Annotated in this window: 10 protein-coding genes; all 10 read left to right on the plus strand. The window is 34.9% G+C overall.

What is annotated here, in order from left to right:
- Positions 1-8: 8 nt before the first annotated feature.
- The 10 genes from HNP36_RS01090 to HNP36_RS01135 all read left to right on the plus strand — a co-directional run bounded on the left by HNP36_RS01090 (position 9) and on the right by HNP36_RS01135 (position 12,878).
- Positions 9-575, plus strand: coding sequence for a hypothetical protein (locus HNP36_RS01090; protein WP_184161566.1), 567 nt, complete (start codon positions 9-11; stop codon positions 573-575).
- Positions 576-578: 3 nt separating this feature from the next.
- Complete coding sequence (locus tag HNP36_RS01095; RefSeq protein ID WP_184161563.1) at positions 579-2,042, plus strand: contractile injection system tape measure protein; 1,464 nt, start codon at positions 579-581, stop codon at positions 2,040-2,042.
- Positions 2,043-2,065: 23 nt separating this feature from the next.
- A complete protein-coding gene (locus tag HNP36_RS01100) occupies positions 2,066-5,536 on the plus strand; it encodes a DNA/RNA non-specific endonuclease (RefSeq protein ID WP_184161560.1) in 3,471 nt (1,156 codons plus the stop codon).
- A gap of 40 nt (positions 5,537-5,576) precedes the next feature.
- Complete coding sequence (locus HNP36_RS01105; RefSeq protein ID WP_184161557.1) at positions 5,577-6,854, plus strand: ATP-binding protein; 1,278 nt, start codon at positions 5,577-5,579, stop codon at positions 6,852-6,854.
- Between the two features lie 276 nt (positions 6,855-7,130).
- Positions 7,131-7,535, plus strand: coding sequence for a type VI secretion system tube protein TssD (gene tssD / locus HNP36_RS01110; RefSeq protein WP_184161554.1), 405 nt, complete (start codon positions 7,131-7,133; stop codon positions 7,533-7,535).
- A gap of 135 nt (positions 7,536-7,670) precedes the next feature.
- On the plus strand, positions 7,671-9,626 hold the full coding sequence (locus HNP36_RS01115) for a type VI secretion system Vgr family protein (RefSeq protein WP_184161551.1): 1,956 nt from the start codon (positions 7,671-7,673) through the stop codon (positions 9,624-9,626).
- A gap of 11 nt (positions 9,627-9,637) precedes the next feature.
- A complete protein-coding gene (locus tag HNP36_RS01120) occupies positions 9,638-10,519 on the plus strand; it encodes a hypothetical protein (RefSeq protein WP_184161547.1) in 882 nt (293 codons plus the stop codon).
- Positions 10,482-10,904: a hypothetical protein gene (locus tag HNP36_RS01125; RefSeq protein ID WP_184161545.1), complete on the plus strand. Its 423-nt coding sequence runs from the start codon at positions 10,482-10,484 to the stop codon at positions 10,902-10,904. The genes HNP36_RS01120 and HNP36_RS01125 overlap by 38 nt, the downstream gene beginning before the upstream one ends.
- A gap of 262 nt (positions 10,905-11,166) precedes the next feature.
- Positions 11,167-12,423 carry a hypothetical protein gene (locus HNP36_RS01130; RefSeq protein ID WP_228456207.1) on the plus strand — a complete coding sequence of 419 codons (1,257 nt, stop codon included), beginning with the start codon at positions 11,167-11,169 and terminating at the stop codon, positions 12,421-12,423.
- Positions 12,424-12,425: 2 nt separating this feature from the next.
- Positions 12,426-12,878 carry a hypothetical protein gene (locus HNP36_RS01135; protein WP_184161542.1) on the plus strand — a complete coding sequence of 151 codons (453 nt, stop codon included), beginning with the start codon at positions 12,426-12,428 and terminating at the stop codon, positions 12,876-12,878.
- Position 12,879: the final 1 nt, after the last annotated feature.

Consider the following 12,879-nt stretch of genomic DNA (forward strand, 5'->3'; position numbering starts at 1 on the left):
TAAAAACCATGGCAACTAAAAGAACCATTATAGCAGAAATCGATACCAAAATAATTCCCAACGGAAATATCCTTGCAAAAGACACGAACAAGATCCTGAAAGATATTCTGGATTGCGATGAACTTAATTCTTCAGGGGGATCTACTGACGGATTTTCCTATTCCGGAGAATCTAGTGATGATAACGGGGCAAAGCTCATTTATTCTATTCGGGGAATAATTGGCTTATTTGCCAATTTTACGGTAATGATAAGCATACCAGATAATAACGTAAATAAATTATCATTTCCTTATGAAGATTTAAAAATGTTTGAATCACTGTCAACTGTAATGGTCAATTCTGAAAATATGCCTGATTTTTTAGTAAAGATCAGAAACAGTAAACCGGATAAAATTTATAAAGAATGGGGGCTTGCACCCAAAAAATACAGGATAGGATGTCTGAATTTAAGATTTGATGATAAGAATCTGTATTTCTCGATTGAAGGTCAGGAATGGGAAGATTCTTTAGTTGGCGGGGACAGCATTTTCACATCGTTTGCGATCCATAATCCTGGAATTAAAAAATTAAAATAAACCATGCATCTTCTCACCAGAAATACCTTCGATATACAGTGTGCTTCTTCCGATTTCGGGAAAGAAGTGCAAAATCAATTGGGCGCATTACTGGAGAAAGAATTTTATCCAAAACTTGATCATTTATTCCAAAAATATGATCAGAAAAATAAGGTTTGGAATATTGATTTTTTGAATGTAAATATTGAAAAAATTGAAAAAAAGAACTGGAAAGAAGAAATTGTTCGTCAGTCTTTATTGCAAATAGAGGAATATTTGAAATTATACAAACCTGTATCTATTGAAAATCATTACCAATTAACCGATGATTTTGCTTTGAATAGAGAATCTGCCGAAAACTCTTTGATTTCTGTAGAACAACAGGCAATTATTTTAATATTTCGTTTTCTGAAAACAGGAACTTTAGAAGAAAACACCATTTCCAAAGATCTGAAAACTATTTTGGAGCAAATTAATTTCACGGAAGATTTTATAAACAATCTGATTCTATTGTTTCGGCAAAATAATCAAAGTATCATACGATGGATATTCTCAGTACCTAAAAATGTAAGGGAAAAAATAAATGAATTTGTTTTTGATGATTTTAAAATCTCCGAAACCTTTTTAGAAGACCTGATCCGTACTAAAAAAGCGGTTGACAAAAATATTCTGAGTATTGCTCAAAAAATAAAAACGGTTCATCAACAATCACTTTGGCTGGAATTCCTGCAATGGATGAATTGGATGGTGTCAGAAACAAATGAGCAGGAATTATATATCCGTCAGTTTTTAGTGCAATCCGAAGAATATTGGAATATTTCAGAAACAGAAATAAAAATTTTACTCAGTTATTTTATAGAAAGCAAAAATAATTTCAAACCCGGAACGGTTCGTTTCCATCAGTCTGTTATTGAAAAAATAGAAAGTAAAGATCAGTTTGTTAATCAGAAAAAACTGGAAAAGGAGCCTGTTCATCATAATGTGAGTAAAAATAACTTTATAGAAAATGCCGGACTTGTTATTTTACATCCTTTTTTGAAAACCCTTTTCGAGAAATCAAATTTGTATGAGCATGATAGCTGGACAACAGAAATAAGCGTACAGAAAGCTGTACTGTTAACACAATATTTAGTAACAGGAAAAGACGAAATTCAGGAAAATGAACTTTTGCTCAATAAAATTCTCTGTGGTTATGATACAGGAAAGGTGATCAATACTCAGTTAGAAATTACGGATGAAGAGAAAGAACTGTGTAAAGACCTTTTAGAAGCGGTTTTGGAACATTGGAGTGTGATGGGTAAATCATCGGTAGCCGCTTTGCAGGAAACTTTCCTACAAAGAAATGCACGTTTGGAAGAAATCCGGGAAAATAGTTTTGAGCTCTGGGTAGAAGAAAAAGGCTTTGATATTTTATTAGATCAGCTTCCGTGGGGAATCGGGATGATAAAAACACCCTGGATGGGTGAGTTTCTACTATGTAACTGGTAAATGCTCTTAAAAATTCAGAAACCATGAAAGCAGAAAAAATAACGAAAAAAACAGCCGCTTCAAGAAGTTCTAAAAAATATTTTTTTGGAGCTAAAAAGAAACTGCGTGGTGCTTTAAGCAAAGAAAGTAAAGCCGTTAAAAAACCTGTTGCTGCTCCTAAACCTGTAAAAAAAGAAGAAAAAGAGAAAAAAGCTAAAACTCCCGCTGAATCTTTAAAAAAGCCATTTAAAGAAATAGAATCCACCGCAAAAAAATATCAAAAACATAAAGCCCCCCAAAAGGTCTCAGACGAAAAGTATGAGGCAGCACTTTTACCTTCGGAACAGGCCAATACATCCGTAGCAAACAGGCATCATCTTGATATTATTCCTGACGAAAAAAAAGAATTTAAAAAATCTGCTTTTAAAGAAAAACTGCAAAAACAGATTAATGAAACCATAGAAAGCAAATCCGATGCAAAAAAAGTAGCAACAAATGGTGTGGCAAAATCGGATACGGATCAAATTTCAGAATCCCTGCAAAAAGAAAAAGAGGCAGCAGGAGGAGAAATAGAAAGCGGAACTATTGTGCCCCCCGATAAACCTCTGACTCCGAAAAACGAAATCACCAGCCAGGAACCTGTTGCTTTGATTCAGGAAAAACAGGAATCCAAAACACAAACCACACAAAAAGCCAGTCTTGCTCCTGCAAAAAAAACTGAAGAGGAAACAGATTTCACAAAAGAAACCAAAACACTGGACGACCAGTACTCCCAGAACAATCTTTCCACGGAAAAACTGCAAAACAGTAATGAACCTTCCTTCATCGCTGCAGACAGCCAGAAATCTGAATCACAGGCTAAAGCGCAGGAACTTACCGACACCTACAGAAAAGACGAAAATAAAACCGTTGCCGGTACAAAATCGGGGAATGAAAAAGCAATGAATGCAGCTTACACTTCCATGCTGCAAAATAATTCTGATGCTAAGGCTGATATTTTTTCGAGTCAGAATGCTAAAAGTAAAGAGGAAAATGCAACAAGGGAAAAAATAAGAAAAGGGCTTGACGAAATTTTTACGGCAACAAACACAAAGGTTTTAGCATATTTTAAAACCATTGATGATTATATTGAAACCGTTTTTGGAAACAAAATGTCTGAAAACCTAAACAAATTTTCAGACAGAGTCGCCGATCTGCTCGATGAAAACACAGGATTTTTTAATGAACTTGGAGCTGCAGTTACCGGGGACGAATTACTAAGTGAAAAAAAGATATTCGATATTGCCAAGAAAGAATTTATTGAAAACATGCAAAACCCTATCGATGATCTTGTAAAAGTTGTAGATAATTGCCTGTTTCTGGCCGCAACCGAAGTGAAAAAAGGCAAAGCGGAAAAAGATAAATTCTGGAAACAGCAGCCGGATAAAGATAAAAAAACAGCAGGTGATATTTTCGATGAGGCCAATACGAAATTTGAAGGTCTGGAAAGCTCGATAGAAAGTAAACAGGAATCTATTATTGATGCTGTTACTGAGAAATTCAGTGCCGCAATGGATGAGCTGGATTCCAGATTTGAAAAAGCCAAAATAGAAAATATGAGTTGGCTGGATCGTGCAATAGCAGCCGTAAAATCAGTAATCAATACCATTATTGAACTTAAAAATGTAATACAGGCTGTTGCTAAAAAAGCGGCAAAATACGCCGAAGCCATTATTGATGACCCCATCACTTTCTTTGGAAATCTTGCAGATGCCGTAGGGCAGGGGTTTACCAACTTTAAAAATAATATAGACAAGCATCTTATAAAAGGTGTCTTACAATGGTTAACGGGATCAATTGGCGATGAAATTATTCTGCCCAAAGAACTTAATTTAGAAGGAATTACAAGTCTGGTGCTGCAGATTTTAGGAATCAGTATTAAAAAAATCAAACAGCTTGTGATAGATGTTATTGGTCAGGAACGCTTTAATTTTATAGAAAAAGGAGTAGATATGGCCATTTCTGCAGGAAATAAAATTCTTGATATTTTCAGGATTTTAAATGAGAAAGGCCTTGCCGGTTTGTGGGAATTTATCAAAGAAGAATTCAGTGATCTGAAAGAAATGCTGATAGAAAACGTAAAAACATTCGTGGTAGAAACCATCACCCAAAAAGCAATGGAATATTTGCTGTCACTTCTGATTCCCGGAGCCGGATTTATCAGAGCCGCACAATTGCTGATAAAATTTGTGGTCACTTTATTTCAGAAAGCCGCTCAGATCGTCAAAATTATTGATGGAATTCTGGATACTTTCGGTGATATTTTAAATAAGAACCTTTCTGCCGTCACTCAGAAAGTAGAAGATGTTTTCAGTAATTTTCTCAGCCTTGCCATCAGTTTTCTGGCTGCAGTTCTCGGCCTGGATGGAATTGTAGGGAAAGTACAGAAATTTATTCAGCAGAAAATAAGACCGAAAATTGATGCCATTCTTAAAAAGATCGCCTTAAAGATCAAACAGATTGCAGAAAAAATAGGTTTGATGAAATTGATTGACAAATCCATGAAAGCCGTGGAAAAAGGTAAAGCCTGGGTAGATGATAAAAAGAAAAAAGCAAAAGATACGGCCAAAAAATATGGCGAAAAACTATTGAATTTCTTAAAAATAAGGAAAACCTTCAAATCTGAAAACGGAGAAACGCATACCCTTTATTTTAAAGGAAAAGATGAAAACGTAACTTTAATGGTAGCAAGTAATCCCAAAACGTTTACCGACTTTTTAAAACAAATAGGAACTGTAAAAGGAAATAAAGCCAAAGCCAAAAAAGATGCCGAAACAGAATTTGATGCATTGCAGACCGCTCTGTCGAAAAAAAACATGGGCGCTACAGATGAAGAATACAAAACAGAACAGACAAAAAAATACGAAAAAGTAACCCAGCATGTCACCACGTTAAGCAATTATATGCCGCCTCTTTTTGATATTGAAGGGATAGGAAAATTTGAATTAAATTTCGGATCTTTGAATAAAAGCGGATACGGAACCAAAATGGAAGTGAAAAATCTGCATAAATCTACAAAACCACCTATTGGCTCGGTTCCGGGCGTTTCCAATGATTCCTATGACACTTTGCGCAAGAAAAGAAACGGAGGTTCTACCTATTATATTCTAGGACACTTATTAAACCATAACCTGGGAGGAAGCGGTAATGATTTCAGAAATTTAACGCCATTAACCCGTAAAGGAAACAAAGATCATAATGTGGATATTGAAGAAAAAGTAAAAGAAGATTTAAAAGCCGGAAAAGTAATTAATTATACGGTTGTGCCCAATTATGGTTCGCTCAATAAAGTAAAAGGAAAACCTGCCAATTTATCTGCTAAAAAGAAAATAATTGTAGATGCAGAAGAAAAAACTCCGGTAACAATAAATTATATTTTTGAATCCTGGAATAAAGAAAAACCAACTGAAAAATTCTCTAAAACAGATTCTTTTAATAATGAAACAGATTTTAAAAACGGGACTTACGAAGATTAGTTCCGAACCAGGATTGATTTTTACCATTTAAACTTTACTTATGCCATTTAAAGCCCTTAAACAATATATTATTTCGCAACTCACAGACGAAGAAACAACTGAGAATTTCGATTTTCAGAATTCGTTTTCGGAAGCACTGGGAAGAGAAACTTCGCACGAGGAAGCTGTTGTATTGCTGGTTGCTTTGGTTCCGCATGTTTTGCCGGGTTTTTTTGATGAGGTGATCAAAGAAGTATATCCTGAAGGTGGAGACTTTCCGGAACTGGGTGGAATAAGAACAGAAAACCACAGAGGAATGCTTCCAACCGGAGAAACAGTACAATGTATTTTAGGAGGAGAAGATATTAACAGCCGGTTGCTTATTCAACAATTATTTTCGCAGAATCACTGGTTCTTCAAAGAAAATATTCTGTATCTGGATGATGTGAAAACCGGAGAACCGGAAATGAGCGGAAGAATTATCCTTACTCCCGAAACGGTGCATATGCTTTTTTTCGGGGAAAAATTAAAACCGAAATTCAGCATCCATTTTCCAGCTAAAGAAACGATTACCCATATGGAATGGGAAGATCTGGTCGTCAATACTACGGTTCATTCACAGATCAACCAGATTAAGCTTTGGATAAAACACCATCAGACTTTAATGGAAGACTGGGGAATGAAAAAGCAGATACTTCCCGGTTTCAGAGCGTTGTTTCATGGTCCTTCAGGAACAGGAAAAACCCTCACGGCAAGTCTTTTGGGGAAAGAATTTAATAGAGCGGTTTACAGGATAGATTTGTCTCAGGTGGTTTCAAAATATATTGGTGAGACAGAGAAAAATTTAGAAAAGATATTTACGCTTGCAGAAAATAAAAACTGGATTTTGTTGTTTGATGAAGCAGATGCGCTTTTTGGGAAACGGACCAACGCAAAATCTTCCAATGACCGGTACGCCAATCAGGAAGTGAGTTACTTGTTGCAACGGGTGGAAAGTTTTAACGGACTGGTTATCCTTACTTCCAATTTTAAAAATAATATTGATGATGCTTTTTTAAGAAGATTCAATATCATCATTAAATTTTCAAAACCTACGGCAGAAGAAAGAATAAAACTCTGGAACAACATGATTCCTAAAAATATTTCTGTTGATAGTGACCTGATCAATCAGTTAGCTACAAATTATGAATTGACAGGAGCGCAAATTACTTCAGCTATTATGAATTCTTCCTTACTGGCAATTGAAGAACAGACAGATTCTCTTTCCAAAGACCATTTATTATGGGGTATAAAAACTGAATATGATAAAGAGGAAAGGAAGTTTGATCTTAATTGCTAATGTAAAAAAGGTAGAAGGCTCAACATGGAGTCAAAGTTTAAAATCTGTTATATTCCTGATATTACAACCAGTCGCACCCGGTTGAACCTTCGCGGGAAGGTATACACAGTTGGAACAATTTCGACATTATTTGCAGTGTCCTAACGCTTGTTAGTCGTATAATTACTACACTTTTTAAATTTTTTGTTGAAATTTTATTTTATTTGCCAATTACTTCTACATTTGGTGATATAGAAAAACAAATCACAAAATATTAATTGTTAAAAATTACTTACTATGGCACTTAATTCAAGAGGAATCTTAAAATTCAACGGAGGAGAAGGACAGAAACTGTTAAAGCTGAACTATAGTGTATCCAGATCTACAGATGTATCAGGGCGTGTAGCCTCAGATCCTTCCAATGCCCTTATCAAAGTTACCGTAGAAGCCACTGAAAAGTCTGATATCCTTGAAAGCTTATTGAACGGAAAATACAAACCAACCACAGGAGAAGTTACTTTCAACAAATCTCACGAAGAAGGAACTTTAATTACCTTAAAATGGACCAACGGATATGTGATCCAACACCAGGTAGAATTTGATGCCGTAGATGAAAACTCTATGTACATCAGTTTTGTAATAAGCGCAGAGACTATCGATTATGGAAATGCTGCTTATGAAGGTCTTTGGCCGAAAGCTTAATAAGCACTTCCAAAGAACCGGAAAAACAAAACAAAGACTATCCCTGCCAAAAGATGGTCTTTTTGTCCTACGATATAAAAAGGTATCTGGGTGAACAACATGTAATATCTTTAAATCACACACAATCACAAAATTATGTCATCAATATCAGAATCATTAAGAGGGGCTGCTTTCCGTCCGGTGCAGAATGCAGAAGGTGTTTCCGAGAATCATCACAGCGGTATCAATCGTTTGGTAAAACTATCTCTGGTTATTGAAGGGAAAGTCATTAAATATTACAAACACTTCAAATTTACCCAAAGCTCCCGCCGTCATCATGAATTTACCCTGACCCTTGCCCACGATGCATTGGAAGACCGCCAGACGCATACCTTGGAAGAAGCCAATAAATTCCTTGGAAAACGTTTAACGGCAGTCATAGCCTATAAAGATATTGATAACAGTCCCGAGCGAACATTTGTAGGTGTGATTACCAGAGTAGGTTTCAGTCAGGAAAAAATGAGTCTTGGGAATATTGTTCTGTCAGGATACAGTCCAACCATTTTACTGGATGGTGCTCAGCACATTCAGAGCTTTGGAGGAAGCCAGCCTGTTAATATAGGAATCATTGCAGAAGAAGTCATTAAGCAAGGTTTAGACAAAAGCCGTTTCGATATCAGGATTGATACCCATGATTATTCCCAGATTATCTATAGCAGCCAATATGATGAAACCCATTACAATTACCTTGCGAGAATGGCAGAAGCCTACGGCGAACAGTTTTATTATGATGGGGAAGTGCTCCATTTTGGAAAATTACCCCTTCAGAACAAGCCTATCAAACTCATCTACGGAAGTAATGCCAATGATGTCAAAGTAGAGCTGAAGGCTCTTCATATCAAGCCCCAGTTTTACGGATACAACAGCAGTAAGAATGAAAAGCTCGCTTCCGGTTCTACGCCCATTCAGCATGTAGGAGATTTAGCTAAAACCGCTTATGGGAATAATAACGGGATATTTAAAACTCCGGCTCTTCAGGTTGCCCCAATTAAGGCATCCACACATCTTGATGTTGAATATTCCCAGAAAAGTACAGCAGGAAGTGAGGCTGTGGAGATCTTTACTGTTTCGGGGTCAACAACTGTTCCTTTCCTTCATCCCGGATGTATAGCAGATATTGAGATGCGTAAGCCCGACAGTAATGAAACTTCTTATTTCACTAAAATAATGATCACAGAGGCTGTACATGAGATAGATACAATTGGTCATTATACTGGTTCCTTTGAAGGGATAGCTGCGGACACAGGTTTTTTACCCAAACCTGAATTTACCATTCCTATTGCACAGCCTCAGATCGCTACAGTGATCTCAAATGCTGATTCTGAGGGACAAGGTAGAGTTCAGGTAAGATTTGACTGGCAGATGAATGATACTACCCATTTTATCAGGATGATGAGCCCCGATGCGGGAGGAACGGATCAGGTAACCCAAAACAGAGGCTATGTAGCGATTCCGGAAGTGGGGGATCAGGTGATGGTGGGCTTTGTACATAACCATCCGGATAGACCTTTTGTAATGGGGGGGATGTTTCACGGGCAAACCGGTTTAGGAGGCGGTGCCAATAATCATATAAAATCAATACAGACAAGGAGCGGAAATAAAGTTATTTTTAATGATGCAGAAGGAAGCATATATATAGAAGACCCAAGTGGAAATACCTATTTTATGGATGGAAAAGGAAATATCATGGTAAATGCCCCTAACGATATCACCTTTACTGCCGGAAAAAATATAAAAATGAGTGCCGGAATTGATATAACCTCTATTGCAGGCAGTAATATTTTATCAACGGCAAACGTAAACATCGTTTCTAATGCGGGGGTCAATATGATTGATACCGCAGGAAAAGATCTGATGCAGACAGCAACCGGCAATATTCATGAATCATCTGACATGAGATCTGAAATTTCAGAAAATGAAAGGAATATTCAGGCTAAGAAAAGTGACTCATATGCTGAAAAAGTTACAGTTGTCAGTACTAAACAAAATATGATTTTACAAAGTGAAAAAACGGTAAAATCACAAAGTGGCGAACAAGGAAATTCTCATTAAAAGTTTTTGCCATGGCCATTATAAAAAACGCAAAGAATATTAATATACAGGTTGCTCAGAATTATACTTCTCTAAGCAAAATTTCCCATGAGGAATCTGAAGAAGTAATTATTGAGGCTACTAAACAAAATCTTGAACTCTCCAGCCAAAAAAGGACAATCATGCAGGGATTTGGAAGGGAAACTAAAGAAAAGGAAAAATCAGATAATAGCTCAGGGCACGAAGGACCAATTATTACAATCACAAATCAAAAAGTTGGGTGGGGATATATCAAATTAATTGGAGCTGATGATAGGAAATTTAAAGGGAGTTATATCACTATGGGAATTCCCTTGTACAAAATGTTAGTGACTCACTCAGCAGATAAAACATTTAAATTTGAAACTATGGTATCAAGGGATTCTTGGATTGTAAACAAAATTGAAGGAGTACAGGCAGAAGTGTATAACTGTGCATTTGAGCCTAAAAATAATAATGAGTATGAAGGAGTATATATTGATGTTTACCCTCATAATAATGACACGGCCGCTTATAAACTTGAACAAAATAACTCAGATACACTTGCATCAGGAGAGCGCTATAACGATAAACGAGAGAAAGTATCATCTGCAAAAAGTATAATGATTCATGTAGGTGGTTATTATCATAACGAAAAAGATGCAACAAATGATAATAAGCCCCGCACAAGAGCAGGTGGATCATTAGGGTGCTTTGGAATCACAAATAAAGAAAATTCATTTAACAATCCATCTGATAATGAAACTAAAAACATTATCAATAAAATTAGACAAAAATCAGATGATGATACAATTTTTGGATATTCAACAGTTAAAATAATTATTGAAAAAAGACAAGATGTTGAGAGAATTAAAAAAGTTAATCTGCCTTATTAGCTCATATATGCTGATAAGTTGTGGACAAAAAGAAATTTTAGTAATTAAAGGAGAATCTATAAACAAAGGAATTCCAAAAATATATTCTCCAGATTGCTATGTGAAAAATTTAAACCATGAAATATTAATCAGAGAGGGTTTTTTATATAAAAATAATATTTTACAAAAGTATATCACTCCTCAATCAGAAAGCTTATTGATTGATAACATTAAAGAAAATGGAAATACAAAAGAAACTGAACCATATAAAGAGCTGGATTTAAAAAAAGTAAATAAAGAAATAATACTATTTAATCAAAAATATCAAATTTTACGCGCAAATAAGGATACTTTATTTCTTTCTCAGGATATGATTCTGATAGAATCTCCTCAGAGTATAAAATAAGTTTGTATTAAAGTTTTATTTGGAAATGATTTTTTGATATCAAATGATAAAATAATGACTAAAACAATCTTTTTTTCAGTAATTATCATGTTACTCGTTTCCTGTACAGGTAGAGTGAGTTTAACAATAAAATTTTCGAAATTATTTTTAAAAAGTCAGAGACTATATAAGAATCATGTTTAACAGCGCGGATAGTTTAATGTGTCCAATTAGATTTGATAATTTTTGTAGATAAATAAGATATTAAAAAAACATAATTAAGATGGCAGGCGTTGATTTTAGAACCACAACTCAAACTCAGAGGAGACTATTGTCTAGATATTTTGTTCGCGGTTGGTGGACTGATGTTAATGATATGGAAATTACAGAAGCATCCTATGGAGATACTGTAAAATTTCATTTACAAACTCAATCAATACCGAATGATCGTGATGTCATTTTAAAGTTGTTTGATGATGATACAGTTCTGAACACTTCTGAAGATCAAGAAGATGATCAAGTCGGACTTGTTTATTCAGAGAGTGGAAGACCTGCTTTACAGGATAGGATTGATCTTAATAAAAAAATTATTAAGACAATAACTCTTGATAATTTAGAGCTTTTTGCAAAAAATGAGAATGATGGAATACTCGAATTATATTTTAAATGTAGTTATGATAATGAAGTAGATATAAAGTTTCCTGACATGCCAACTAATTATCTTAAAGTGATTGGGACTCCAAAAATTTTGCTTGTTAATGGGCATTGGAATAGGGCAGCGCATGCAATGGGTATGTCCCCCGGTTCTGGAGGGGAAGGTTATTGGGATTTTTTTACCCGTGATGTTAAAAGATATAAAAATAGTGCTGATCAATATTTTGGAATCAAAAGTAAAGAACCATTATACGTTGATGGATCATCATCATGGGGAGGAAGTGAGAGCGGTTCTGAAAGAAAAACCAGAGGATATGATTATTGCAAAGAAAACTTCAATGAAATAAAGAAAGGTCTGGGTAAAGAAAAAATTTATTTAATATCACATAGCGAAGGGGGAGCTCACGCTGCAGGTATTTGTAAATATTTATCTGAACAAGGGATAGAAATAGGTGAATCTCTAATGCTATCAGCAGATGAAGGTGATGAGTTTTCTGTTGAGGGCAATTATCCATGTTATCAAATTGTTGCAGGGTATTTGAGTAAGGATTGGTTAACCAGAAAAACTATATTTCACATAGATCCTGTTGTCATGGATAATAAGGTTCAGGGGGTAAACAGATATGGTGTTTATATATCGAATGGAGGTTTTGGAACAGTTCATGGAATTACAATTGGTGAGTCGACTTTTGGATTAGTTAGCAAATTAAAAAATATAGTTGTAATACCTGCTCTGAATAGCAGAGGAGGGTCTGTACATCAGACCAGTCCTATGGATGAAGATTGGTACAGAATAGACGATTACGTATTATACAACAAAAAAATTGATTTGTATCCTCGATTAAACTCAAATATCTCCGAAGCATATTATCAAAGACAAGATTAATTATGAATAAATCAACCAAAAAAGGAATTATTATTTGCGTGCTTGTTATAGTATTTATAGCATTAGGTTTTATATTCAATCCTTTTTATTGGTTAATGCAACCAACAAAAAAAACTGAACAGCCGGAAACATCATTTCAGGAAAAACAGTATTTTCAAAAATTAGAAAAAAAATATAATGCAAAAATCAAAAGACTGTATTATAATAAAACTAAAAAAGAGGAAGATACATTATATTCTGATTATGCCAGTTTCCCTTTTGAGTATTCTATATCCATTGATATTCCTAAAAACGTAACTATTCAAAATGATTCAATTCTTAATATAGCTATAAACATTAAAGATAAAATTTTAAATAAAAATAAGAATCTGAAAAAAATAAGAATTTATAAGAATTATGAAACATATCTATATGATTATAATGCAACTAATGATACTATAATCCTTCAAAAATAAT

It is taken from the genome of Chryseobacterium shigense (assembly GCF_014207845.1).
Classification (GTDB): domain Bacteria; phylum Bacteroidota; class Bacteroidia; order Flavobacteriales; family Weeksellaceae; genus Chryseobacterium; species Chryseobacterium shigense_A.

What these genes read in the sequence shown, in the direction of transcription:
- HNP36_RS01090 (WP_184161566.1), top strand. Translation starts at nt 9, where the DNA reads ATGGCAACTAAAAGAACCATTATAGCAGAAATCGATACCAAAATAATT.
- HNP36_RS01095 (WP_184161563.1), top strand. Translation starts at nt 579, where the DNA reads ATGCATCTTCTCACCAGAAATACCTTCGATATACAGTGTGCTTCTTCC.
- HNP36_RS01100 (WP_184161560.1), top strand. Translation starts at nt 2,066, where the DNA reads ATGAAAGCAGAAAAAATAACGAAAAAAACAGCCGCTTCAAGAAGTTCT.
- HNP36_RS01105 (WP_184161557.1), top strand. Translation starts at nt 5,577, where the DNA reads ATGCCATTTAAAGCCCTTAAACAATATATTATTTCGCAACTCACAGAC.
- tssD (WP_184161554.1), top strand. Translation starts at nt 7,131, where the DNA reads ATGGCACTTAATTCAAGAGGAATCTTAAAATTCAACGGAGGAGAAGGA.
- HNP36_RS01115 (WP_184161551.1), top strand. Translation starts at nt 7,671, where the DNA reads ATGTCATCAATATCAGAATCATTAAGAGGGGCTGCTTTCCGTCCGGTG.
- HNP36_RS01120 (WP_184161547.1), top strand. Translation starts at nt 9,638, where the DNA reads ATGGCCATTATAAAAAACGCAAAGAATATTAATATACAGGTTGCTCAG.
- HNP36_RS01125 (WP_184161545.1), top strand. Translation starts at nt 10,482, where the DNA reads ATGTTGAGAGAATTAAAAAAGTTAATCTGCCTTATTAGCTCATATATG.
- HNP36_RS01130 (WP_228456207.1), top strand. Translation starts at nt 11,167, where the DNA reads ATGGCAGGCGTTGATTTTAGAACCACAACTCAAACTCAGAGGAGACTA.
- HNP36_RS01135 (WP_184161542.1), top strand. Translation starts at nt 12,426, where the DNA reads ATGAATAAATCAACCAAAAAAGGAATTATTATTTGCGTGCTTGTTATA.